Annotated in this window: 23 protein-coding genes; 11 read left to right on the forward strand and 12 right to left on the reverse strand. The window is 72.0% G+C overall.

Features of this window, described 5'->3' with window-relative positions; all coding sequences use genetic code 11:
- Positions 1 to 2: 2 nt before the first annotated feature.
- The 4 genes from ACFWJ8_RS05900 to ACFWJ8_RS05915 form a co-directional block, all read right to left on the reverse strand.
- The gene (locus ACFWJ8_RS05900; RefSeq protein WP_378809813.1) at positions 3 to 1,139 is read right to left on the reverse strand and encodes an FAD-dependent oxidoreductase; all 1,137 of its coding nucleotides are present in this window, start codon (positions 1,137 to 1,139) and stop codon (positions 3 to 5) included.
- Entirely contained in the window at positions 1,132 to 1,836 is a 705-nt protein-coding gene (locus tag ACFWJ8_RS05905; RefSeq protein WP_378809815.1) for a methyltransferase domain-containing protein, read from the reverse strand. Before ACFWJ8_RS05905 ends, ACFWJ8_RS05900 begins: the two co-directional genes overlap by 8 nt.
- Positions 1,833 to 2,990, reverse strand: a complete 1,158-nt coding sequence (locus ACFWJ8_RS05910) for a type III polyketide synthase (RefSeq protein ID WP_378809817.1) — start codon at positions 2,988 to 2,990, stop codon at positions 1,833 to 1,835. The genes ACFWJ8_RS05905 and ACFWJ8_RS05910 overlap by 4 nt, the downstream gene beginning before the upstream one ends.
- A 145-nt stretch (positions 2,991 to 3,135) precedes the next feature.
- Positions 3,136 to 4,551: an MFS transporter gene (locus tag ACFWJ8_RS05915; protein WP_378809818.1), complete on the reverse strand. Its 1,416-nt coding sequence runs from the start codon at positions 4,549 to 4,551 to the stop codon at positions 3,136 to 3,138.
- Positions 4,552 to 4,609: 58 nt separating this feature from the next.
- Between ACFWJ8_RS05915 and ACFWJ8_RS05920 the strand changes: the two genes are divergently transcribed.
- The 3 genes from ACFWJ8_RS05920 to ACFWJ8_RS05930 all read left to right on the forward strand — a co-directional run bounded on the left by ACFWJ8_RS05920 (position 4,610) and on the right by ACFWJ8_RS05930 (position 6,246).
- Positions 4,610 to 5,143, forward strand: a complete 534-nt coding sequence (locus ACFWJ8_RS05920) for an ArsR/SmtB family transcription factor (protein ID WP_378809819.1) — start codon at positions 4,610 to 4,612, stop codon at positions 5,141 to 5,143.
- A gap of 81 nt (positions 5,144 to 5,224) precedes the next feature.
- On the forward strand, positions 5,225 to 5,692 hold the full coding sequence (rraA, locus tag ACFWJ8_RS05925; RefSeq protein WP_378809821.1) for a ribonuclease E activity regulator RraA: 468 nt from the start codon (positions 5,225 to 5,227) through the stop codon (positions 5,690 to 5,692).
- Positions 5,693 to 5,754: 62 nt separating this feature from the next.
- On the forward strand, positions 5,755 to 6,246 hold the full coding sequence (locus ACFWJ8_RS05930) for a nucleoside deaminase (RefSeq protein WP_378809823.1): 492 nt from the start codon (positions 5,755 to 5,757) through the stop codon (positions 6,244 to 6,246).
- Between the two features lie 22 nt (positions 6,247 to 6,268).
- Here ACFWJ8_RS05930 and xdhC read toward each other — a convergent pair whose 3' ends face one another.
- From xdhC to ACFWJ8_RS05945, 3 genes are read right to left on the reverse strand one after another with little or no spacing between them, the layout of a single operon-like run.
- Entirely contained in the window at positions 6,269 to 7,105 is an 837-nt protein-coding gene (xdhC, locus tag ACFWJ8_RS05935) for a xanthine dehydrogenase accessory protein XdhC (protein WP_378809825.1), read from the reverse strand.
- A gap of 8 nt (positions 7,106 to 7,113) precedes the next feature.
- Complete coding sequence (xdhB, locus tag ACFWJ8_RS05940) at positions 7,114 to 9,537, reverse strand: xanthine dehydrogenase molybdopterin binding subunit (protein ID WP_378809826.1); 2,424 nt, start codon at positions 9,535 to 9,537, stop codon at positions 7,114 to 7,116.
- Positions 9,534 to 10,985, reverse strand: coding sequence for a xanthine dehydrogenase small subunit (locus ACFWJ8_RS05945; RefSeq protein WP_378809827.1), 1,452 nt, complete (start codon positions 10,983 to 10,985; stop codon positions 9,534 to 9,536). The genes xdhB and ACFWJ8_RS05945 overlap by 4 nt, the downstream gene beginning before the upstream one ends.
- Before the next feature lie 136 nt (positions 10,986 to 11,121).
- Between ACFWJ8_RS05945 and ACFWJ8_RS05950 the strand changes: the two genes are divergently transcribed.
- The 3 genes from ACFWJ8_RS05950 (at position 11,122) to ACFWJ8_RS05960 (ending at position 14,671) form a co-directional block, all read left to right on the forward strand.
- Positions 11,122 to 11,532, forward strand: coding sequence for a VOC family protein (locus ACFWJ8_RS05950; RefSeq protein WP_378809828.1), 411 nt, complete (start codon positions 11,122 to 11,124; stop codon positions 11,530 to 11,532).
- 193 nt (positions 11,533 to 11,725) lie between these two features.
- The gene (locus ACFWJ8_RS05955) at positions 11,726 to 13,093 is read left to right on the forward strand and encodes an 8-oxoguanine deaminase (RefSeq protein WP_378809829.1); all 1,368 of its coding nucleotides are present in this window, start codon (positions 11,726 to 11,728) and stop codon (positions 13,091 to 13,093) included.
- Between the two features lie 78 nt (positions 13,094 to 13,171).
- Positions 13,172 to 14,671 carry a nucleobase:cation symporter-2 family protein gene (locus ACFWJ8_RS05960; protein ID WP_378809831.1) on the forward strand — a complete coding sequence of 500 codons (1,500 nt, stop codon included), beginning with the start codon at positions 13,172 to 13,174 and terminating at the stop codon, positions 14,669 to 14,671.
- Positions 14,672 to 14,684: 13 nt separating this feature from the next.
- Here the strand turns inward: ACFWJ8_RS05960 and ACFWJ8_RS05965 are convergent, their stop codons facing one another.
- Entirely contained in the window at positions 14,685 to 15,182 is a 498-nt protein-coding gene (locus ACFWJ8_RS05965; RefSeq protein WP_378809833.1) for a DoxX family protein, read from the reverse strand.
- Between the two features lie 67 nt (positions 15,183 to 15,249).
- Between ACFWJ8_RS05965 and ACFWJ8_RS05970 the strand changes: the two genes are divergently transcribed.
- Positions 15,250 to 15,744 (forward strand): MarR family transcriptional regulator, encoded by a 495-nt coding sequence (locus ACFWJ8_RS05970; protein ID WP_378809834.1) that lies wholly within the window; start codon positions 15,250 to 15,252, stop codon positions 15,742 to 15,744.
- Between the two features lie 69 nt (positions 15,745 to 15,813).
- On the opposite strand, the gene ACFWJ8_RS05975 is transcribed toward ACFWJ8_RS05970, so the two are convergent.
- On the reverse strand, positions 15,814 to 16,917 hold the full coding sequence (locus ACFWJ8_RS05975) for an ABC transporter permease (protein ID WP_378809835.1): 1,104 nt from the start codon (positions 16,915 to 16,917) through the stop codon (positions 15,814 to 15,816).
- Positions 16,914 to 17,798, reverse strand: coding sequence for an ABC transporter ATP-binding protein (locus tag ACFWJ8_RS05980; protein WP_378809837.1), 885 nt, complete (start codon positions 17,796 to 17,798; stop codon positions 16,914 to 16,916). Before ACFWJ8_RS05980 ends, ACFWJ8_RS05975 begins: the two co-directional genes overlap by 4 nt.
- Before the next feature lie 208 nt (positions 17,799 to 18,006).
- On the opposite strand from ACFWJ8_RS05980, the gene ACFWJ8_RS05985 reads away from it, so the two are divergent.
- Positions 18,007 to 18,576 (forward strand): NADPH-dependent FMN reductase, encoded by a 570-nt coding sequence (locus ACFWJ8_RS05985; RefSeq protein ID WP_378809839.1) that lies wholly within the window; start codon positions 18,007 to 18,009, stop codon positions 18,574 to 18,576.
- Positions 18,577 to 18,673: 97 nt separating this feature from the next.
- Here the strand turns inward: ACFWJ8_RS05985 and ACFWJ8_RS05990 are convergent, their stop codons facing one another.
- Both ACFWJ8_RS05990 and ACFWJ8_RS05995 read right to left on the reverse strand, forming a co-directional pair.
- A complete protein-coding gene (locus tag ACFWJ8_RS05990) occupies positions 18,674 to 19,375 on the reverse strand; it encodes a response regulator (protein WP_378809841.1) in 702 nt (233 codons plus the stop codon).
- The gene (locus ACFWJ8_RS05995; RefSeq protein ID WP_378809843.1) at positions 19,372 to 20,649 is read right to left on the reverse strand and encodes a sensor histidine kinase; all 1,278 of its coding nucleotides are present in this window, start codon (positions 20,647 to 20,649) and stop codon (positions 19,372 to 19,374) included. The genes ACFWJ8_RS05990 and ACFWJ8_RS05995 overlap by 4 nt, the downstream gene beginning before the upstream one ends.
- 226 nt (positions 20,650 to 20,875) lie before the next feature.
- Between ACFWJ8_RS05995 and ACFWJ8_RS06000 the strand changes: the two genes are divergently transcribed.
- The 3 genes from ACFWJ8_RS06000 to ACFWJ8_RS06010 are packed head-to-tail and all read left to right on the forward strand — an operon-like array spanning position 20,876 to position 22,676.
- Positions 20,876 to 21,313 carry a VOC family protein gene (locus ACFWJ8_RS06000; protein ID WP_378809845.1) on the forward strand — a complete coding sequence of 146 codons (438 nt, stop codon included), beginning with the start codon at positions 20,876 to 20,878 and terminating at the stop codon, positions 21,311 to 21,313.
- On the forward strand, positions 21,314 to 22,027 hold the full coding sequence (locus ACFWJ8_RS06005; RefSeq protein ID WP_378809846.1) for a winged helix-turn-helix transcriptional regulator: 714 nt from the start codon (positions 21,314 to 21,316) through the stop codon (positions 22,025 to 22,027).
- Positions 22,028 to 22,052: 25 nt separating this feature from the next.
- Positions 22,053 to 22,676: a dihydrofolate reductase family protein gene (locus tag ACFWJ8_RS06010; protein ID WP_378809847.1), complete on the forward strand. Its 624-nt coding sequence runs from the start codon at positions 22,053 to 22,055 to the stop codon at positions 22,674 to 22,676.
- Positions 22,677 to 22,764 lie beyond the last annotated feature (88 nt).

The raw sequence follows: 22,764 nt of genomic DNA on the forward strand, positions 1-22,764 counted from the left end.
GGTCACGCGTCGAGGTCGAAGCCCATCGCATATGCGCGCGCGAACAGTCCGCCGGCCGGCGGCGTCAGCATCGTCCGCACGACGCCCCGGCGCACGATGTCGGCGCCGCCGAGTCGGCGGCCCAGCGCGGTGTTGGCGAACGCGAGTGCCGCCGCCCGCCGCGCCGACCCGACGCGACGGGCCTCCCATCGCCCCAGCTCCGCATCCGGTGCGTGACCTGTCGCGATCCACGACGCGAGGAGCGGCGCGAGCGTCACGGCATCGAGCAGCCCGAGGTTCATGCCCTGCCCGCCGATCGGGCTGACCTCGTGCGCCGTGTCGCCGATCGCGAAGATCCGGCCGTTGCGCAGTCGCGGCGCGACGACGCGGCGCACGCCGAACGCCGTCGCCCCGGCCACGGCCTCGGCGGCCTCCGCCTCGCCACGGCGCGCGAGCGCCTCGCGCAGACGGTCGGCGCGCGCTTCGGGGTCGTCGGCGCCTCCGGGCCGGTCCCACGCCACGAACCGGCGCCGGCCGCCGGGGAGGGGGAACGATTCGAGGACGCCGTCCGGGTCGAGGTGGACCACCGCGACCGCGTCGCCGCGCAGCGGCGTGACGGCATCCGTCATCAGATAGCGGTCGCGGTACTCGCGCGAGGCCACGGCGCCCTGCCGGTAGACGAGGTCGCGCCCTCCGGCCCCTGCGGCGACCACGACGAGGCGGCTCTCGGACTCGATGATGCGGCCGAGGAGCCTCGACCGCACCACGACGGCGTCGGGCCGAGGGATCACCGCGGTCACATGGGCGCCGCGCAGGGGCTCCGGGGCGTCGGCGCCGAGAACGGCCTCGGTGCGCGACTGGGGCAGCGTCGCCACGAACGGGAACCGGGCGGCGAGGGCGTCGAAGCGCACCGTGCCGAGCAGGCGGCCGCGACTGCGCGCCTCGCCGCGTCGCACCTGCAGGGCGTCGGCGAGCAGGCGTTCCGTGACGCCCGACGGCTCGAGCGCCGCCAGGACGGGGGAGTGGATGCCGATGGCCCGGGTGGCCTCGCCGGCCGCCGGGCGGCGCTCGAGCAGTTCCACCTCGACACCGCGACGGGCCAGTTCGCCGGCGAGCAGCATCCCGACCGGGCCCGAACCCACGACCGTGACGTCACGCACGGCCGCGCCCGACGGCGAGGAGACGGAACGGTGCGGGAGCGTCGACCGCCCACGTGCCGGCCGACGCCGCCTGCAGCGCCGCGGCGAGCTCGGCGCGCGTGTAGCTGCGGCGGATCGACCGCAGTCCGTCGGTCCGGAGGAAGGTGCCCGGGGCGAACGGGGTGATGCCGACGGCGTACAGGGCGTACGCGCGGCGGGATCGGGCGATATCGCCGTGCAGCACGATGCCGCGCGAGAGCGCGAGCGAGTCGTCCGCGAAGGCGGGCAGGGCGCTGCCGAGGTGGTGGAGCACGTGGTTCGACAGCACCGCGTCGAACGTCTCGCCTTCGCGGACGAGAGCGGCAGAGTCCGTGCTGCGGAAGGTCACGCCCGCGAGCGGCGCGCGCGCCGACGCCACGGCGTGCGCGCGGGGGTCCGGATCGATGCCCGTCCACGCCACGTCGAGGCCGTCGCGGCGGGCGGATGTCGCAAGCCGGACGATGAGGTCGCCCCCGCCCGACCCGACATCGAGCACGCGTGCGGGACGGCCCAGTGCGGCCAGGTGCGGGCGCAGCCGGGTGCGGTACACGGTGCCCCAGCCCGAGACGAGGCGGTTGATCGTGCCGAAGCGGCGCAGCGTGGCAGCAAGCCGGCCCGCGTCGCACGCCGGATCGTCCATGAGCTCCGCGAGCTCGTCGTCGCGGACGGCCAGGCTCACGCGGAGGCCGCCAGCGCGACGCGGGAGCGCGACTCGGCGGGCGCGTCCGGACGCCGCCGGGTCAGCAGCGCCGACTCGACCGTGAGACCCGGGCCGAACGCCAGCGCCGCGATGCGGGCGCCCTCGCCCACGCCGCCGTCGCGCAGCAGCGATGCGAGGATGAACAGGATCGTCGCGCTGGACATGTTGCCGAACTCGCGCAGCACGCTCCGCGATGCTGCGAGCGCTTCGGGCGGCAGGTCCAGTCCGGTCTCGACCCGGTCCAGCACGCTCCGCCCGCCGGGGTGCACCGCCCACACCTCCGGGACGCCGTCGTCACCCAGGAACCGGCCGACGGCACCGCGGATCTCGCGCCCGATGATGCGGGGCACCTCGGCGGACAGGACCATCTCGAAGCCGTGGTCGCCGATCGTCCAGACCATGTCGGACTCGCCCTCGCTCGTGAGAGCAGTGCCGAAGCGGTCCAGTTCGAGACCGCCGGGGCGCCCCGTCCCGGGATCGGCGGTGACGACGGCCGCCGCCGCACCGTCGGCGAAGACGGATGCGGCCACGATCTGCTGCGGGTCGCTCGACTGCCGCAGGTGCAGCGAACACAGCTCCAGGCACACCACCAGGACGACGGCATCCGATCGCGTCCCGGCGAGTGCGGCGGCGACCCGCAGCGCCGGCAGCGCGGCCGCACATCCGATGAAGCCGAGGTGGCAGCGCTCGACGGTCGGTGCGAGGCCGAGGTCGCGCACGAGCCGGTGGTCGAGGCCGGGGGCGGACATGCCCGTGCACGACACGGTGACGACGTGCGTGACGGCGGACGCGTCGAGCCCGCTGCCGGCGAGGGCCTCGCGAGCCGCCCGGGCGGCCAGCTCGGGCGCGACCGCGATGTACAGGTCGTTGCGCTCGCCGGTGGTGGGGGAGAGGATCCTTCCGTTCGCATCGACGAACCGCGGGCGGCCCGGGGCCGGAGAGGCCCCGACCGAGGCGAGCTCAGCGAGCACCGTGTGGCGTCGCCCGATGTCCGCCGCGTCGAAGGCGGCCCGGATGCGCCGCTGCGTCAGCCGGTCGATGCCCTCCTGCGCCGCGAAGAGATCGCGGACCTCGTCCTGCCGAAGCTCGGTGGGAGGAACCGCCGTTCCGATCGAGACGATGCGGGCCGTCATGGAGCAACCTAAGCACGCCTGAGGTGCGCCCGCACCGGGATTGTGCGAGCCGGAGCGGTGGGATACGCCCCGTCAGCGCCGGTGCGAGGAGAAGCGGATGCCGCGACCGACCCTGCACGGCGGTCGCGGCATCCTGGTCGGGAGGTCAGGAGGGCGCCGGGTCGGCGTGCTCCGCATGGGCATCGGGGAGGTCGCGCATCGTCCAGAACGGGCCGGTCACGACGAACAGGCCGGCGAGGAGCTCGCCGATGGCGGCGATCCACAGCGTGGGGACGGTCCCGAGCCAGGTGCCGAGGGCGCCGGCGAGGAGAGCGCCGATCGGCATCACTCCCCAGACGACGAACCGGATGGACGCGTTCATGCGGCCGAGCAGGCGGGGCGGCGTGATGCGCTGGCGGAACGTGACCTGCGTGATGTTGTACAGCAGGATCGTGAAGCTCATGACGAACCCCTGCACGACGAGCAGCGGGAACGCGAGCGACGGCACGAGCGAGATCGCGGGCAGGAACAGCGGCGCGATGCTGAACGCGATCACGCTGATCGGGATCGCCCGGGCCTCGCCGAGGCGGGCGATGATGCGCGGGGTCGCGATGGCGCCGAGCACGCCGCCGACCGCGCCCAGCGAGATCACGATGCCGAACATCTGCGGGCTCAGCCCCAGTTCGCGCAGCACGAAGATCGGCAGGAGCGTCTGCGCGATCGTGCCGAAGAAGTTCGCCATGCCCGTCGTGCCGACGATGCGACGCAGCAACGGATTGCCGAACACCCAGCGCAGGCCCTCGCCGATCTCATGGACGAGCGGCTTGTGCTCCTCGGGCGGGCGCAGCCGTTCGTGGTCGCGCGTGAAGAGCAGGGCGACGAACGAGGCGACGTAGGTGCCGACCGTGGCGAAGATCGCGATCGGGGCCGTCAGTACGCCGATCAGCCAGCCGCCGATGCCGGGACCGGCGATGTTCGCCAGCTCATACGTCGACTGCAGCTTGCCGTTCGCCTCGGCGATCTGGTTCGTGCGCACGAGCGAGGGGATGATGCTCTGGTAAGAGACGTCGAAGAACACCGTCGCGACGCCCATGATCAGGGCGACGACGATCATGTGCCAGATCTGGAGCACGCCCAGGAGCGCCAGGACGGGAAGCGTCGCGAGGGCGACCGCGCGGATCGCGTCGGCCCAGATCATGACGCGGCGCTTGCGCATGCGGTCGATCCACGCGCCGGCGGGCAGCCCGACGACGAGGAACGCCGCCACCTGCGCCGCATTGAGGACGCCGACCTCCCACTCCGAAGCGTCCAGCATGATCACCGCGAGCACGGGGATCGCGAGCTCGGTGATCTGGGCGCCGAACTGGCTGAGGGTCTGGCCGCTCCACAGGGTCAGGAAGTTGCGGTCGCGCCACAGCGAGCCCCTCGGAGCCGGCGGGGAGGGCTCGGCTGCGGCATCCTGATCGGCTTCGATCGCATCGTCGGCGCGTGCCGGCGACGCGGGGGTGCTCGCCTCCGCCCGCGCTTCGGCGAGGGCGCCGGGGTCGGCTTCGACCACCGGAGGCTCATCTGATTGGGACATGTCAATCAGTGTGGAGTACCGATTGAGTTCTGTCAATCAGTCTTGGTACGCTGATCCGGTGACCGGACAGGAGGAGCGCATCGAGCTGCGCCACGGCGACCCCGAGGCCGAGGCGCGCATGCGCGCGCTCAGTTCGCCGCTGCGGCTGCGCGTGCTGCGGCTGTGCGCGTTCGAGTCGCGCACCAACAAGGAGCTCGCGGAGCTGCTCGGCCTGAACCCGGGCACGATGCTGCACCATGTGCGCACCCTCGTGCAGACCGGCTACCTCGCCGCCGAACCCGAGCGCACCGGGGCACAGGGCGCACGCGAGGTGCCGTACCGCGCGACCGGACTGTCGTGGCGCACCTCGATGCCCGGCGGCTCCCCCGTGCTCATCGAGACGTTCCTGCAGCAGATCGAGGGCGTGCCCGACGACGAGCTCGATGTGACGTGGATGGGACTCAAGGTCAACGCCGAGCACAAGGCGGAGTTCCAGCGGCGGCTGTACGAGCTCGTCAACGAGTTCAAGGAGCGCGGCGTCGACGCCGACGGCGACACGTACTCGTTCTTCAGCGCGCTCCACCCCGACGACAATCCGCCCGCGGCCCGCTGAACTTCTCGGCTGCGGAAGCTCGCGCGAACTTCTGCCGCGCGCGCCGCGTCAGGCGGCGGCACGCCGTCCTAGCCTGGGCGCATGACGATCGCCACGGCCGACCTCTACGACGAGCGCGGCGACGAGCTCGACTCGCTCGCACTGCAGTTCCACGACCTCGGCGGTCGCCGCGCGTTCGACGGCCCGATCCGGACGGTGCGGTGCCACCGAGACAACGCCCTCATCAAGGAGCTGCTCGCGACACCGGGCCACGGCGCCGTGCTCGTGATCGACGGCGGCGGGTCGCTGGAGTCCGCGCTCGTCGGCGACCTCATCGGCGCGTCGGCGGTCGCGCACGGGTGGGCGGGACTCATCGTGCACGGCGCGATCCGCGACCGAGAGGCGCTGTCGGGGCTCGACCTCGGTATCAAGGCACTCGGCTCCAACCCGCGCAAGAGCGCCAAGGCCGGCATCGGAGAGGTCGACGTGCCCGTGACGATCGCGGGTGTCGTCTTCACCCCCGGGCGTCACGTGTGGGCCGACGCGGACGGCATCCTCGTCGAACGCTGAGGTCCCCGGCGGCCGCGGCGGGGGGTGCGCGACGAGCCGGGCGCTCGTAGGCTGGACGCCTGATGTCCTCCACCGACGGAGCGCCGGCGCAGTACCTCGCGCGGGCCATCGAGATCGCGACAGAGAACGTCCGCAACGACGGCGGGCCGTTCGGGGCTCTCGTCGTGTCGGCCGACGGCCAGGTGTTCGAGGGTGTGAACCGCGTGACGGCGGACCTCGACCCCTCGGCGCACGCCGAGGTCACCGCGATCCGGCGGGCGTGCCAGGGCCTGCGCACGTTCGACCTCACCGGCGCCGTGCTCTATACGAGCTGCGAGCCGTGCCCGATGTGCCTCGGCGCGGCCCTGTGGGCGCGCATCGGCCGCGTGTACTTCGCGGCCGACCGTGAGGACGCGGCTGCTGCGGGCTTCGACGACGCCCTGTTCTACCGGTACTTCGACGGCCACCCCGAGCACCGCGACATCATGCCGGTGACGACCATCGTCCTGCCTGGCACGCAGCGCGTCGCGCCGTTCGACGAGTGGCGGCGCGCCTCGCACCGCATCGAGTACTGACCGCGTCAGCCGGTCGTCCCGCTCAATGACCGGGTGGTGTCGCCGCCTGCTGCTCGATGAGCTGGAGGATTCCGGCGGCCACGCTCACCGCGATCGTCGCGGGCTGCTTGCCGGTGATCTCGGGCAGGCCGATGGGTGTCGTCACCCGCGCCAGCGCTTGTTCGTCGTGCCCGGCATCCCTGAGCCTCGCCCGGAAGCGTGCCCACTTGGAGCGCGAGCCGATCAGCCCGATGGAGCCGACGCCGTCGACCCGCAGCGCCTGGTCGACGATCGCGAGATCCTCGGCGTGGTCGTGGGTCATGACGAGCACGTGCGTTCCGGGCGGCAGCTCGCGCAGCACCGCCTCGGGCACCGGGGCGAGGTGGACACGGACCTCGGCGACGGCGTCGGCGAGTGGGCCCGGCATCCCGTCGATCCCGAGCCGCGCCGGAGCGAGCATGTCGGCGCGCGAGTCCACGAGGTGCAGCGCCAGCTGCTGGCGTGCCAGGACGCGGGCGAGCTCCAACCCCACGTGCCCGACGCCGAACACCGCCACCGAGGGCACGACGCGCACGGGCTCGAGCAGCAGCGTCACCTCGCCGCCGCAGCACTGGACCCCGTACTCCGTGACCGTCTTGTCGCTCAGCGTGAGCGTGAGCAGCTCCGGTTCGGCCGTGCCCGAGGTGAGCAGCTCGCGGGCACGCGACACCGCGGTCGCCTCGAGGTTGCCGCCGCCGATCGTGCCGACCACCTCGGCGGGCGCGACGACCATCTTGGCGCCGCCGTTGCGCGGAGCGTGGCCGCGCACCATCGCGAGGGTGACGACGACGGCCGGGGTGCGGGCGTCGCGGAGCTTCTGCAGGGCGTCCAGCCAGTCCACGGCGCGCCTCACTCCGCGACGGGAAGCGGGGATGCCGGCTGCCCGGCGGGCGCCGGCACGGCGGTCGCAACGGCGCCGCGGTCGGCAGCATCCGCCTCTCCGGCGCCGGCGGCGCGCGCCGCCTCGATCGCCCAGAACACCGCCTCAGGGGTGGCGGGGGAGCCGAGCTCGACGCTGTGCCCGTCGGGGCCGAAGGCGCCGACCGCTTGGCGGATCGCCTCGCGAGCGCTGAAGGCGAGGAGGAGCGGCGGCTCGCCGACGGCCTTCGAGCCGTACACGGCACCGTCCTCGCGGGCGTCCTCGAACAGGTGGACGTGGAAGCCGTCCGGCAGCTCCGAGAAGCTCGGCAGCTTGTACGTGCTCGCCGACGGCGTCTGCAGGCGGCCGCGCGTCGGTCCGTCGCCGTCGTCCCACCGCAGCTCCTCCATCGTGAGCCAGCCGACGCCCTGCACGTACCCCCCTTCGATCTGGCCGATGTCGAGCAGCGGCGACAGCGAGTCGCCCACGTCGTGCACGATGTCGACGCGTCGCAGCCGGTGCGACCCGGTGAACCCGTCGACCTCGACCTCGGCGACTGCGCACCCGTATGCGAAGTACTTGAAGGGCGACCCCTGGTTGCGCGCGGCGTCCCAGTGGAGGCCCTCGGTGCGGTAATAGCCGGCGGCGAACAGCTGCACGCGCTGCAGATACGCCGCGCCGACGACCTCGGCGAACGCGAGGCGCGGGCCGGCGGCATCCAGTCCCGTCGCGAAGCCGCCCGAGAACCGCACGTCGCGCTCGTCGACGCCGAGCAGCCGCCCCGCGACCGCGGCGAGCCGTCCGCGGATCTCCTCGCACGCGGCCTTGACCGCCCCACCGTTGAGATCGGCGCTCGACGACGCCGCCGTCGCGGACGTGTTCGGCACCTTGTCGGTGCGGGTGGGCGCGAGCCGCACCGCCTCCAGCGGAACCCCGAGGGCGGTCGCCGCGACCTGCATCATCTTGGTGTGCAGGCCCTGGCCCATCTCGGTGCCACCGTGGGTGATGAGCACCGAGCCGTCCTTGTAGACGATGACGAGGGCGCCGGCCTGGTTGAACGACGTGAACGTGAACGAGATGCCGAACTTCACCGGCGTCATCGCGAGACCGCGCTTGCGGTCGGCGTGCGCGGCGTTGAAGCGGGCCACCTCGGCGAGCCGCTCGTCGAAGGCGCACTCGGCGCGCAGCCGCCCCCAGATCGCAGGCAGGCGCTCGGCGTCCTTCACCGGCTGCCCGTAGTGCGTCGTATCGCCGGGGCGGTAGAAGTTTCGCGCCCGCAGCTCGTGCGGAGGGATGCCGAGCACCGGCGCCGCGCGTCCGAGCACCTCCTCGATCACGAACACGCCCTGGGGGCCGCCGAACCCGCGGAAGGCGGTGTTCGACGGCTTGTTCGTCTTCGCGACGCGGCCGTGGGCGCGGACGTCGGGGATCCGGTAGGCGTTGTCGACGTGGGCGAGCGCGCGGCCCAGGACGGGCTCGGAGAGATCGAGGCTCCAGCCGCCGTCGGACGTCAGCGTCGCATCGAGGGCCTGCAGCAGCCCCTCGGCGTCGAAGCCGGCGCGCCACTCCAGCAGGAACGGGTGCCGTTTGCCTGTCATCGTGATGTCCTGCGTGCGGTTCAGCCGCAGGCGCACCGGGCGGCCGGTGAGCTTCGCGCCGAGCGCCGCGATCGCGGCGAACCCGTGCGGCTGCATCTCCTTGCCGCCGAACCCGCCGCCCATCCGCAGACACTCGACGGCCACCTCGCTGGAGGGGATGCCGAGCACGTGCGCCACGATCTCCTGCGTCTCGGACGGGTGCTGGGTCGAGCACTCGATGAGGTAGCGGCCATCAGGCTCGCGCACCGCGAACGCGGCGTGCGTCTCGAGCGAGAAGTGCTCCTGCCCGCCGATCTCGATCTCGCCGGCGAACACGTGGGCGGAACCCGCGAGGGCGGCCTCCACGTCGCCGCGCTCGATCGTCGGCGACACGCCCTGGAACGAGCCGGCGTCGATCGCCTCCCGCACCGTGACGATCGACGGCAGCTGCTCGTAGGCCACGCGCACCGCGGCGGCGCCTCGGCGGGCGGCATCCGGCGTCTCACCCAGCACCCACGCGAGCGCGTGACCGTGGAACATCGCCTCGGACGGGAACAGTGGCTCGTCGTGCTTGACCCCCGCGTCGTTGATGCCGGGCACGTCGTCGGCCGTGAGCACCCGCAGGACGCCGCGCACCCCGTACGCCGGCTCGACGTCGAGCGTCACCAGGGCGTGCGCCGAGGTCGACGACACCGGCCACGCCGTCAGCACGCCGTGGGCGCGCGCAGCGAGGTCGTCGGTGTACATCGCGGCGCCCGTGACGTGCAGCGCCGCGCTCTCGTGCACGGCGGGGCGCCCGACGACCGCGTCGGGCGGGCGGTCCGCGAGGCCGCTCATGCGCGGGCCTCTTCGGTGCTGCGCGCGTGCAGGGCGAGCAGGGCGGTGCCCAGCATGCGAGCACGGTATCCGGCGCTCGCGCGGTGATCGCTGAGCGGGGTGCCCTCGCCCTGCAGAACGAGGGATGCCGCACCCGCCGTCTGCGCGTTCCACGGGCGTCCCACGAGCGTCTGTTCGGTGGCGTACGCCCGCAGCGGTGTCGCGGCGACTCCGCCCAGGCCGACGCGTGCCGACGCGATGACCCCGTCGACCACGTCGAGCGCGAACGCGACGGCGACCGATGAGATGTCGTCGAACCGGCGCTTCGCGATCTTGTGGAAGGCGGTGACCTGCGTCGCGCGCGGGGCGCCGGTCGCGGCGGGCGCCGGGAAGCGGATCGTCCGGATGAGCTCGTCCGGGCGCCTGACCGTCGTGCGGTAGCCGGTGAAGTACTGCGCCAGGTCGACCTCGCGCTCGCCGCCGTCGGCGGACTCGAGCACGACGGACGCGCCCAGGGCGAGCAGCGCCGGGGCCGCGTCGCCGATGGGCGACGCGGTGCCGAGGTTGCCGCCGAGCGTCGCGCGGTTGCGGATGAGCCGCGACGCGAACTGGGGCAGCAGCTGCGCCAGGAGCGGGACGTCGGCGGAGACCTCGCGCTGAAGATCGCTGAGCGTCGCGGCGGCGCCGACCTCGACCGTCCCGTCCGACAGCGTGATCGCACGCAGCTCGGGCAGGCGGTCGATCGCCAGCACGAGTCGTGCGCGTGCGCCTCGCAGGTTGACCTCTACGCCCCAGTCGGTGCAGCCGGCCACCGGCACGGCGTCCGGTTCGTCGCGCAGCAGCCGCAGCGCCTCGACGAGCGTCCGGGGGCGCATGAACCGTGCGCCGTCGACCTCGACGTCGGTGGCGGCGGGCGGGGGCGCCCCGCCCGCGAGCCGACGTTTCAGGGGGTCGCCGGGCTGCGGCATCCCGAGGGCGAACGCGGCCTCGCGGATCGGGCGGTACCCGGTGCACCGGCACAGGTTGCCGCTCAGCGCGTGCAGGTCGAAGCCGTTGGGGCCGTGCTCGGCGTCCGGCGGTGCGTCGCGGTCCGCCGGGGCCCGATCGGGGCGGTAGAACTCACCCGCCATGGCGCATGCGAAACCGGGCGTGCAGTAGCCGCACTGCGAGCCGCCGGCCGCTGCGAGCCCCCCCTGAACCGGGTGCAGCGCGTCGGGCGTCCCGAGGCCCTCCGCGGTGACGACCTCTTGGCCGTCGAGTGCGTGCGCGGGCACGAGGCAGGCGTTCACGGGCGTCCACACAGTGCCGCCGTCGCGCCCTTCGCTCGCCAGCAGCACGGCGCACGCGCCGCACTCGCCCTCGGCGCAGCCTTCCTTCGCTCCGGTGAGTCCGACCCCGCGCAGCCAGTCCAGCGCGGTGGCGTGCGCGACCGTGCCGGCGAGCGGAACCTGCCGCCCGTTGACTGTCACTTCGCTGTCTCGGTTCGTGCGGATGCCCGGAGTCTACGCCGCGTGTCCGGTGCCGCGAAGGAGCGAGCGGGCACCCCTGGACAGCCCCCGGGGGCAGGAGGATCGTTGAGTCGGGACCGATCACTGGGAGGATGAGATGTTCACCACAGAACGGGCGTATTCGAGCTTCGCCGTCCCCGACATCGACGCGGCCGTGGCCTTCTACCGCGACACGCTGGGGCTCGACGTCACCGTCTGGGAGGAGATGGGCGGAGGATTCACGTTCAAGCTCCCCGCGGGCGGAAGCGTCTTCGTGTACCCCAAGGAGGACCACCAGCCGGCGGTGTTCACGATCCTGAACTTCGGGGTCGACGACATCGACGCGGCCGTCGACGACCTCAACGCGCGGGGCGTCGTCACCAAGATCTACACGGACCCCGACTACGGCACCGACGAGAAGGGCGTCTCGCGCGGCTTCATGGGCGGACCCGACATCGCGTGGTTCCGGGACCCCGCCGGCAACGTGATCTCGGTCGGCGTGATGACGCCGGAGATGATGGGGGAGTAGGTCGCGCGCATCTGAGGGTTGACTTCCGCAATGCAGACAGTAGTATCCAGGATACGGAATCGCGGGCGACGCCACGTCGTCGCCCGGACCTCCAACGCCGGAGGTCGCCTGGATCAGCAGACAGGTCGTCACTGAGCTGGCCCCTTTGTGGGGCCGGCTCCTCGGCTCCACATCATCCGATGGGAGTCGAACAGTGACCACGACAGCAGCCGGACTCTGGCTGAAGGACCCGCTCGCGATCTACACCGGCGACGGCACCGACGCGGGCGGCGGCATCGTCGTCGACGGTGCCGAGATCGTCGAGCTCGTGCCGCCGGGCGGAGTGCCCTCGTCGCCGCACGCGGAGGTGTTCGACGCGTCGCGGCACGTCATCACGCCGGGTCTCGTCAACACGCACCACCACTTCTACCAGACGCTCACTCGGGCATGGACGCCCGTCGTGAGCGCCGAGCTGTTCCCGTGGCTCAAGGGCCTGTACGGGGTGTGGGCGGGGCTGACGCCGCGCGACCTCGAACTCGCGACCACCGTCGCCCTCGCCGAGCTGCTGCTGTCGGGGTGCACGACGGCCGCGGACCACCACTACCTGTTCCCGAGCGGCCTCGAGGAGGGCATCGACGTCCAGGTCGACGTCGTGCGCCGGCTCGGCATGCGGGCGACCCTCACGCGCGGGTCGATGTCGCTCGGCGAGCGGGACGGCGGTCTCCCGCCGCAGCAGACCGTGCAGGATGCCGACACCATCCTCGCCGACAGTGAGCGGTTGGTCTCGGCCTACCACGACAGGCGCGACGGCGCGTTCGTGCAGATCGCGCTGGCGCCGTGCTCGCCCTTCTCCGTCACGACGGAAGTGATGCGCGACACCGCCGCTCTGGCGAAGAGCCTCGACGTGCGCCTGCACACGCACCTGGCCGAGACGCTCGACGAGGAGGACTTCTGCCGCGAACGGTTCGGCCTGCGCACCGTCGACTACCTCGAGAGCGTGGGCTGGCTGTCCGACCGCACGTGGCTCGCCCACGGCATCCACTTCGACGACGACGAGATCGCGCGACTGGGCGCGGCCGGGGCGGCGGTGTCGCACTGCGCCACGTCGAACATGCGGCTGGCCTCGGGCATCGCGCGCGCCGTCGAGCTGGAGGAGGCGGGCGTCCCGGTCGGGCTCGGGGTCGACGGCTCGGCCTCCAACGACGGCTCGAACATGATCCAGGAGGTGCGACAGGCGCTGTACCTCCAGCGGCTCCGCTACGGTGCGGCGCGCGTGACCCCCGAGCGCGCCCTCGGCTGGGCGACGGCCGGCTCCGCCGCGGCCCTCGGGCGCACCGACATCGGAGTGCTGTCGCCCGGACGGCAGGCAGATCTGGCGATGTTCACCCTCGACGAGCTGCGGTTCTCCGGCAGCCACGACCCGCTCGCCGCGCTGCTGCTGTGCGGCGCCGACCGCGCGGACCGCGTCATGGTGGGCGGGCGCTGGCGCGTCACCGACGGCCAGCTCGTCGACCTCGACGTGCCGCAGCTCATCGCTCATCACAGCGAGTCCGCACGCCGGCTGCTCGCCCGCGCCGCCTGATCGCGGCATCCATTCCGCGGATCCCCGCGAGGGTGCCGGCCCGACTCCGGCGACCAACAGAACGAGAGAGGCAATGCAATGTCGACCCACAACCGCAACGACGCGGTCGCCCAGACGAAGAAGTCACGCGTGGCGTCCGCCCGTCCCGAGGACGAGCGGCTCCCGCTCGGAAGCACGATCGCCTACGGGCTCCAGCACGTGCTCACCATGTACGGGGGCATCATCGCCCCGCCGCTCATCATCGGCTCCGCCGCCGGGCTGGACCAGGGCGAGATCGGGATCCTGATCACGGCGTGCCTGTTCATGGGCGGCCTGGCCACGATCCTGCAGACCGTCGGCGTGCGCTGGTTCGGTTCGCAGCTGCCCCTCGTGCAGGGTGTGTCGTTCGCGGGCGTCGCGACCATGGGCGCCATCGTCACGAGCGGGGGCGGGCTGCCCGCGATCTTCGGATCCGTGATCGTCGCGTCCCTCGTGGGCCTGCTCATCGCGCCCGTCTTCGCGACGGTGATCAGGTTCTTCCCGCCGGTGGTGACCGGTGCCGTGATCACCACGATCGGACTCACGCTCATCCCCGTCGCGGCGATGTGGGCGATGGGCGGCGATCCCGGCGCAGACGACTACGGCTCGCCGGCGAATCTCGCACTCGCCGGCGGCACCTTCGTCGTGGTGCTGCTGCTGAGCAAGGTGGGCGTCGGCGCGGTGTCGCGGCTGTCGATCCTCCTGGCGATCGTCGTCGGCACGGTCGTGGCCGCCCTGTTCGGGATGGTCGACTTCTCGGCCGTCGGCGACGGTCCCTTCGTCGCGCTCCCCACGCCGTTCGCGTTCGGGCTGCCGACGTTCGAGATCGCGGCCATCGTCTCGATGCTGATCGTGATCCTGGTCACGCTGACCGAGACGACGGCCGACATCCTGGCGGTCGGCGAGATCGTCGGCACGAAGGTCGACGCCAAGCGGATCGCCGCAGGCCTGCGGGCAGACATGCTGTCGAGCGCGGTGTCGCCCGTGTTCGGGTCGTTCACTCAGAGTGCCTTCGCGCAGAACGTCGGCCTCGTCGCGATCTCCGGGGTGAGGAGCCGGTTCGTCGTGACGGCCGGAGGTGTGGTCCTCGTCGTGCTCGGACTGCTCCCCGTGCTCGGCCGCGCCGTGGCCGCCATCCCGGCTCCCGTGCTCGGCGGTGCCGGGATCGTGCTGTTCGGGACGGTGGCCGCGAGCGGCATCCGCACCCTCGCCAAGGTCGACTACCGCGGGAACATGAACCTCATCATCGTCGCGTCGGCGATCGGCATCGGCATGCTGCCGATCGCCGCCCCCGACATCTACGCCGAGATGCCCGACTGGTTCCGCACGATCTTCGACTCCGGCATCAGCTCGTCGGCGGTGGTCGCGATCCTGCTCAACATCCTCTTCAACCACCTGCGCGCCGGGAACTCGACGGGCCCGTCCGTTATGGCCGCCGCTCCGCCGCGGGCCGTGCGCGAGGACCAGCTCGACGCGCTCCAGGAGGGCGATGCCTTCGTCGGCGGGCGCCTCGTCGACGCCGACGGGAACGAGGTCCCCGTCGTGCGGCCCGGGCACTAGCTCGGGACGAGGATCAGGGCGCTGCGGGCGCCGGTTCGGGCATCGTCCCGGCCGGCGCCCGCAGCAGCAGGGTGAGGTTCACCGCGAGCGCGGGCAGCAGGATGCAGGCCAGCACGCCGGGCACCACGCCCGTCGCGAGCGGCGCGGCGCCGAGCAGCGACCAGCGGGCGACGGCGACCGTCGTGCCGAGGGCGGCCCACATCGCCGTCTCGAGTGCGGGCAGCCATTCGCGTTCCCGGAGGTGGAAGCCGCTCGCGGCCAGCGAGATGGCCGCGATCCCCAGAGCGGCCAGCGGCACGCTCCACAGCAGCAGGCCGGTCACGGGCGCGATCAGCAGCGCCGCGCCGGCGGCGACCTCGGCGGTGCCGATCGCGATGGTGAGTCCGCGTGGCACGGCGTCGAAGCCGATCCAGCGCGAGAGCCCGCGCCCGAGGATCTTGGGGAGTCCGGCGAAGAGGAAGAAGAGTCCGAGGATCGCCTGTGCGATCCCGAGGACGATGTCGAAGAACATGGGCGCGCTCCTGTCGTCTGCGATACGCTCGTCATACGAGTGTCGTTCTATTCGAATATCGGATGATATGAAAACCATACGAAATGAGGATGCCGCCGTCAACCCCGCCCGGGGTGCGGTGCAGGCGGGCATCCGCCGCGCGCTCAACGACACCTCGCTGCAGCTGTCGGTGCTGCAGCGCCGCGTCGGTGCGCGCCTCGATCTCAAGGACACCGACCTGGAGTGCTACAACCTGGTCTTCGCCGAGGGTTCGCTGAGCCCGCGGGAGCTCGCCCAGCGCTCCGGCATCCATCCCGCGACGCTCACCGGAGTCATCGACCGACTCGAGCGCGCCGGCTGGGTCGCCCGCGAACGCGACCCCGCCGACCGGCGTGGTGTGCGCGTCGTCGCCCTGCGCGACCGCAATCGCGAGCTGTTCGACCTCCTCGCCGGCATGAACACGGCGATGGGGGACCTTATGGACGACTTCACGACCGACGAGCTGCAGACGGTCCTCGATTTCCTCACGCGCACCGTCGCGGCAGGCTCCGCCGCCGCCGACGAGCTGGCCGCCCAGCCCTGAACGCGAGGATGCCTCGGCCCGGCGCCGAAGCGCCGGGCCGAGGCATCCCGAATCCGCACCGCGCGGGCGTCAGCCCGCCAGGGCCTCGGTGAGCTTCACGCGGCCGCCCATGCGCAGCAGCGAGTTCTGGTAGATCCGCGCGGCGACCAGGATCGCGGCCACGCACGTGGCGACCAGGATCACGAGCGACACGAGCGGCTCCCACCACTGCGCCTGGCCGAGGAAGATGCGCATCGGCATGCCCACGGGCGCCGAGAACGGCACGTACGACATGATCGTCAGCACCAGCGGGTTGTCGTTGAAGAAGATCACGAGGAAGTACGGCGCCATGATCAGCATCGTGATCGGCATCGTGGTCGACCCGATGTCCTCCTGACGCGAGACCATCGACGCGGTGGCGGCGAACAGCGACGCGAGCAGGATGAAGCCGAACAGGAAGAAGATCGCGAACCACGCGATCGGCGCCCCGAGGCCCTGCAGCAGTGCCGTCTGATCGGTGACCGTGAGGCCGATGATCGCGATCGAGGCGAGCACCAGGATCTGCCCCATCGCGAGGATCGTGTTGCCGATGACCTTGCCCGCGAGCAGCGAGCGCACCGGGATCGCCGAGATCAGCAGCTCCACCACGCGGGTCTGCTTCTCTTCGACGACGCTCTGCGCGATCGTGCTGCCGAACAGCGACGCGGCCAGCAGGAACACGATGCCGAAGCCGATCGCGGCGATGTAGCCGAGCGCGGCGGCCTCGCCGCCCTCCGGGTTCAGCAGCTCGACCGGCGGCAGCTGCGCCAGCGTGAGCATCAGCTGCGTGGGCGCCGTGTCGTCGGCGACGACCGTGAAGCCCATCGGCGACGACGAGTCGCCCACGACGGCGGCGTCGACGGTGCCGTCCTTGACGAGCGCCTCGGCGGCCGTCTTGTCGGCGACCTCGGTCACCTCGAGGCCCGGAAGGCCTTCGACGTACTGCTGGGCGTCTGCGGTGACGGCGACCGGCGTGCCGGTCTGGTTGGCGGCCTGGAAGCCGCCCCAGATCACCAGCACGAGGGCACCGAGCAGCAGGATCGCGGTCGAGATCACGAAGGCCTTGCTGCGCAGCTTCGACGCGATCTCGCGCTCGGCGACGAGCCAGATGGCCTGCGGCGCGCCGAGGCCGGTGGCGGCGGGTGCGTTGCTCACTGGATGACCTCCTTGAAGATCTGGGCGAGGGAGGGATGCTGTGGCGCGAAGCTCGCGACATCCCCCTGTGCGACCGCCCGGCGCAGCACGCGCTGCGCGGTCTCGTCGCTGTCGGCATCGAACACGGCGAAGCCGCCGTCGAAGTCGAGCACGTCGACGCCGGGCTCGGAGCGCAGCCAGCCGGCGTCTCCGGCCGAGACCAGCTCGAAGCGGCGGGTCGAGTGCTGGGCGCGCAGCGTGTCGCGGGCGCCGGCGGCGCGGATCGTGCCGCCCGCGATGATGACGAGGTCGTCGCACAGCCGTTCGACGACGTCCAGCTGGTGCGACGAGAACAGCACGGCGGCCCCGGCCGCGGCGCGCTCCTGCAGCACGCCGGCGACGACGTCGACGGCGAGCGGGTCGAGGCCCGAGAACGGCTCGTCGAGGATCAGCACCTCGGGGTCGTGCACGAGCGCCGCGGCGATCTGCGCGCGCTGCTGGTTGCCCAGCGAGAGGGTCTCGACGTTGTCGTTGAGGCGCTCCCCGAGTCCGAGCTGCTCGAGCAGCGCGCGGGCGCGGGTCGTGGCATCCGCCTTCGAGAAGCCGTGCAGGCGCGCGAGGTACACGATGTGCTCGAGCACCTTCATCTTCGGGTACAGACCGCGCTCCTCAGGCATGTAGCCGAAGCGGCGGCGATCGGATGCCGTCACCTCGGTGCCGTCGAGCGTCACCGTCCCGGAGTCCTTGGCGAGCACGCCGAGCACGATGCGCATGGTCGTGGTCTTGCCGGCGCCGTTCCCGCCGACGAAGCCGGTGAGCCGGCCCTGTCGCACGTCGAACGACACTCCGTCGAGCGCCCGGCGTCCGCCGTAGCTCTTGGTGACACCGCTCAGCTGCAGCATCTGGTCCCCTTTCGTCCTCCTCCGAAGCTAGGGGGAGGTCCTGGGGCGGCGCCTCCCCCGCGAGGGGGAGATGCCGGGAGGGGCGGGGGAGATGTGACGCCCGTGTACATACGGCGGAATAGATCCCAGGTTCATGTGCTTGCATGGATGTGGAACGTCCACGGTGGATCCCCGCCGGGGACGCCTTTTGTTTTCAAGGAGCAGGAACATGACCGACCGGACCATCGGCTACATCGTCGGCAGCATCTCGTCGACCTCGATCAACCGCCGCCTCGCGAAGGCGCTCGAGCGTCTCGCCCCCGAGGGCACCACCCTCGTCGAGATCCCGATCGCGGACCTCCCCTTCTACTCTCCTGACTTCGACGCCGACTACCCGCAGGTCGCGCGCGACTTCAAGCAGGCCATCGACGACGTCGACGGCGTCATCATCGTCACGCCCGAGTACAGCCGCTCCATCCCCGGTGTGCTCAAGAACGCCCTCGACTGGGCCGCCCGTCCGTGGGGCCAGGGCTCGTTCAACGGCAAGCCCACCGCCGTCATCGGCACGTCGGGCGGCGGCATCGCCACCGCGGCCGCGCAGCAGCACCTCAAGGCGATCCTCAGCCACTACAACGCTCCGACGCTCGGTCAGCCCGAGGGCTACGTCCAGAGCACCCCGGGCCTGTTCACCGAGGCCGGCGAGGTCACCAACGAGCAGACCGCCGAGTTCCTCGTGGCTTACCTCGAGGCCTTCGGCGCTCTCGTCGAGCGCTACGCGCCGGTCGCCGTCGCGGCCTGACACCCTCGTGGATCGGCCTCCCGCCGATCCCGTTCCAGCCGACGGATGCCTCGGCCCTGAGCCCCTCGCGGGCTCCGGGGCCGAGGCATCCGTCGTTTCAGGCCAGCCCGTGGCGGTGCGCGTACACGACGGCGGCCACGCGGTCGCGGGCGCCGAGCTTCTGCAGCAGGTTCGACACGTGCGTCTTCACCGTCGCCTCGCCGATGTACAGGCGCTGCGCGATCTCGGCGTTGCTCATGGCCTGCGCCACGAGGCTCAGCACCTCGGCCTCGCGCTCGGTGAGATCGACGGCGGGGTGCGCTTCGGCGGACGCCGCGGCCGGCGGCGGAGCGAGCGTGCCCGGCGAGTCCCGAAGGGCCGGCACCGGCGTCGCAGCGAACCGGGCGATCACGCGTCGTGTGACTTCGGGAGCGAGCAGCGCGTCGCCCGCGGCGGCGACGCGCACCGCCGAGAGGAGCTCCTCGGGCCCGGCGTTCTTGAGCAGGAAGCCGCTGGCCCCGGCGGCAAGCGCGTCGAACAGGTAGTCGTCGCGGTCGAAGGTCGTCACGACGACCACCGCGGACCCGACGGCCGCGTCCCCGACGATCCGCCGGGTGGCCTCGAGTCCGTCCATATCGGGCATCTGGACGTCCATGCAGATCACGTCAGGACGAAGCGTGGATGCCGCCGACACCGCCTCCACGCCGGTCGAGGCCTCGCCGACGACCGTGACGTCGCCCGCCGACTCGAGGATCATGCGGAACCCCGCGCGCATGACGGCGTGGTCGTCGACGAGCAGCACGCGGATGGGCGCGTTCACGCGACCGCCTCCGCGTGCGCGGCGAGCGGCACCCGCAGCCGCACGAGGAACCCGCCGCGCGACCGGGGCCCGGTCTCGAGCTCGCCACCCGACGCGGCGGCACGCTCGCGCATGCCGACGAGGCCGAGTCCCGGGCGCATCGGCGTGATCACCGCGCGCCCGGTGTTGACGACCTCCAGCTCGACGGTGTCGTCGCCGTAGCGCAGCCGGACGTCGGCGGCGGCATCCGGCCCGCCGTGGCGACGCGCGTTCGTGAGCGCCTCCTGCGCGATGCGGTACACGTTCACCTGCACGAGGTCGGGGAGCGGCAGCGGGTCGCCGACGACCGTGAGCGTCGTGGGCAGTCCGTTGTCATTCGCGTGCGCGACGAGGTCGGGCAGCGCCGACAGATGGACGGTCGACCCGCCGTCCGGATCGGCGGCGGAGGTGCGCAGCGTCTCCAGCAGCTGCCGCAGCTCGACCAGCGCGGAGCGCGCCGACGCCTCGACGCCGAGGAGCGCGGAGCGGGCGGCATCCGGATCCCGGTCCAGCACCGCGCGGGCGGCGCCCGCCTGCACCCCCATCGCCGAGACGTGGTGGGCCACGACGTCGTGCAGCTCGCGCGCGATGCGGACACGGTCGAGCGCGACAGCCTGTGCGGCGGTCACCTCGCGCTCGCGCTCGAGTTCGCGCGTGCGCTGTTCGAGGGCGGTCCGCTCCATCGCCGCCGCGTACGCGCGGTCGCCCATGTAGTACGCGCCGCCGAAGAACGCGGCGTTGATGAGCAGCTGGATGAGCATCATGGCCGCGAACGGCGAGAAGAGCCCGGCCCGGGAGAGGCTCTCGTCGGAGGGGTCTATGGCGGCCTGGAACATGGTGACGAGCAGCCACACGAACATGCCCACGATGACGGCGGCGCGCACCCACATCGCGCGACGCCGGTCGTCGACCCACGCGCCGACCGTGTACATCGCGATGAACATCGAGACGTTGGCGACGTACAGGTCGGGGATGCGGAACGTCACGCCCACGAAGAAGACGACGGCGACCGCGACGACCACGATCTCGGGATACCGGCGGCGCACGGCGAGCGGGGCGGTCAGGGCGAGCGCGTACAGCAGCGCCCATTGCAGCCCCTCGGCGGCGTCGCCGCCGTAGACGCCGGCGACGGACCCGAGCGCGCTGCTCAGGATGGCTGAGACGAAGAGACCCGCGGCGAGCCAGACGTCGCCCCGCAGCTCGCGCGGGGTCGGCGGTGTGCGCCGGAGAGGGTGGGCGGGCGACTGGTCGGGCATGCCTCCACGGTACGGATCGCGGCGGGTCGCGGCATCCGTCTTACGGGGGAGAGGGATCTCGTTACTTGCTATTGACAAGCTTGCTTGTTTTTTGCAACTATGGTTCGACAAGCTCACCAACCGCGTGAGACAAGCTCACCAACCGCGTGAGACAAGCTCACCAACCGGGTGAGACACTCTCGCCAACGCGTGAGGCGACACCGAGACGGGCACAAGGAGCACGGCAATGACGCACATCTTCGTCAACATCCAGACGAGCGACCTCGAGCGGTCGAAGGCGTTCTACACGGCGCTGGGCGCGAGCATCAACCCGCAGTTCACCGACGAGAACGCCGCATGCATCGTCTGGGACGACAACGTCTACTTCATGGCGGTCACCGAGGCCTACTTCGCGACCTTCACCGACAAGCAGGTCGTCCCCTCGCGCGGGCAGGCCCAGGTGCTGATCGCGCTCAGCCGCGATTCCCGCGAGGACGTCGACAAGGCCATCGCCGCAGGTGTGGCGGCGGGCGGCGTCGAGCCCACCGAGGCCAAGGACTACGGCTTCATGTACAGCCGCGACCTCGACGACCCGGACGGCAACGGCGTGGAGTTCTTCTTCATGGAGCCGCAGGCGGTGGAGCAGGGCCCGGACGCCTATCTGTCGGAGCAGGCGCAGGCGTAAGTGGCCTCCCGCAGCTACGGGCAGTACTGCGGGGTCACGACGGCCGTCGAGCTGATCGGGGAGCGGTGGGCGCTCCTCATCGTCCGCGATCTGCTCGTCGGCCCTCGCCGCTACACCGACCTCAAGCAGGGTCTGCCCAAGATCCCCACCAACATCCTCTCCACACGGCTCAAGGAGCTGCAGGAGAGCGGCGTCGTGCGCCGCGTGCCGATGCTGCACTGCGGACTCGTGTACGAGCTGACGCCGTACGGGCGCGAGCTCGAGCCGATCGTGCTCGCGCTCGGCCGGTGGGGCTTCGCCCAGATGGGCGACCCGCAGCCCGACGACGTGGTCACGGCCGACTCGCTGACGATGGCGCTGCGCACCGCTTTCCGGGGGGATGCCGCGACCACGCTCCCTCCGGCCGACTACGAGCTGCACATCGGCGACGTGGTGCTGCGCGTGCAGGTCGACGCCTCGGGCCTGCGGATCGCGCAGGTGCAGCCCGCCGGGCGACCGGTGGATCCGCGGCTCGGGACCCAGGCCTCGACCACGGGCGAGCCCGAGCTGGTGTTCGCCGCGGGGCCCGGCATCCGTCGCCTCATCTCGGGTGAGCTGACACCGGCCGAGGCGATCGACCAGGAGGTGCTGGCCGTCGTCGCAGGAGACGCGACGCTGCTGGAGCGGTTCGCGCAGACGTTCCGCATCGAACCGGGGGTCGTGCTCGTCGCATGAGCCCCCTCGTGGAAGGGAGGCGGTCATGACCGGCCGCATCTACATCGATCTGTTCACCACGCTCGACGGCGTCGCGCAGGCGCCCGGCGGTCCCGAGGAGGACCCGTCGGGCGGCTTCCCGTTCGGCGGCTGGCAGGCGCCGTTCCCCGACGAGCAGATCGGGGCCGCGATCTGGCAGGGCATCGAGGAGCTCGACGCCCTGCTGCTCGGGCGGCGCACCTACGACATCTTCGCGGGGTACTGGCCGAACCACACCGACGGTCCGGACGGCGGGATCGGGCGCAAGTTCGACGAGGTTCCCAAGTACGTCGCCTCGCGTGGCACGCCCTCCCTCGACTGGGCGGGCTCGTCGCAGCTCGGGACCGATCTGGCGGCGGAGGTGCGGGCGCTGCGCGACCGGCACGACAGCATCCACGTGATCGGCAGCATCGACTTCGCGCAGACGCTGCTGCGCGAGCAGCTGTTCGACGTGCTGACCCTGTGGGTGTACCCGGTCGTGCTCGGCCAGGGCAAGAAGGTCTTCCCCGACGGCGCTGCGCCGGCGAACGTCACGCTGCTCGAGCCGGCGTCGTCGGGCCCGCTCGGCGTCGTGCAGCTGCGCTACGGTCCCGCGGCAGGTCCCGTGCAGACGGGCACGATGGGCAGCTGAGTCCCGCGCGGAGGGATGCCGGCGGCCGGGACGCCCCGTTCCCCCGTTCCTCAATTGAGGAGGGGAGCCGAGATGCGGAGCCCCACGT

Source organism: Microbacterium sp. NPDC058389 (genome assembly GCF_042722305.1).
Lineage (GTDB): Bacteria > Actinomycetota > Actinomycetes > Actinomycetales > Microbacteriaceae > Microbacterium.

Coding starts and splice junctions, on each gene's coding strand:
- ACFWJ8_RS05965 (WP_378809833.1), bottom strand. CDS start 15,182: ATGTTCTTCGACATCGTCCTCGGGATCGCACAGGCGATCCTCGGACTC.
- xdhB (WP_378809826.1), bottom strand. CDS start 9,537: ATGAGCGGCCTCGCGGACCGCCCGCCCGACGCGGTCGTCGGGCGCCCC.
- ACFWJ8_RS06000 (WP_378809845.1), top strand. CDS start 20,876: ATGACGCACATCTTCGTCAACATCCAGACGAGCGACCTCGAGCGGTCG.
- ACFWJ8_RS05950 (WP_378809828.1), top strand. CDS start 11,122: ATGTTCACCACAGAACGGGCGTATTCGAGCTTCGCCGTCCCCGACATC.
- ACFWJ8_RS06010 (WP_378809847.1), top strand. CDS start 22,053: ATGACCGGCCGCATCTACATCGATCTGTTCACCACGCTCGACGGCGTC.
- ACFWJ8_RS05960 (WP_378809831.1), top strand. CDS start 13,172: ATGTCGACCCACAACCGCAACGACGCGGTCGCCCAGACGAAGAAGTCA.
- ACFWJ8_RS05930 (WP_378809823.1), top strand. CDS start 5,755: ATGTCCTCCACCGACGGAGCGCCGGCGCAGTACCTCGCGCGGGCCATC.
- ACFWJ8_RS05995 (WP_378809843.1), bottom strand. CDS start 20,649: ATGCCCGACCAGTCGCCCGCCCACCCTCTCCGGCGCACACCGCCGACC.
- ACFWJ8_RS05970 (WP_378809834.1), top strand. CDS start 15,250: ATGAAAACCATACGAAATGAGGATGCCGCCGTCAACCCCGCCCGGGGT.
- rraA (WP_378809821.1), top strand. CDS start 5,225: ATGACGATCGCCACGGCCGACCTCTACGACGAGCGCGGCGACGAGCTC.
- ACFWJ8_RS05980 (WP_378809837.1), bottom strand. CDS start 17,798: ATGCTGCAGCTGAGCGGTGTCACCAAGAGCTACGGCGGACGCCGGGCG.
- ACFWJ8_RS05985 (WP_378809839.1), top strand. CDS start 18,007: ATGACCGACCGGACCATCGGCTACATCGTCGGCAGCATCTCGTCGACC.
- ACFWJ8_RS05915 (WP_378809818.1), bottom strand. CDS start 4,551: ATGTCCCAATCAGATGAGCCTCCGGTGGTCGAAGCCGACCCCGGCGCC.
- ACFWJ8_RS05910 (WP_378809817.1), bottom strand. CDS start 2,990: ATGACGGCCCGCATCGTCTCGATCGGAACGGCGGTTCCTCCCACCGAG.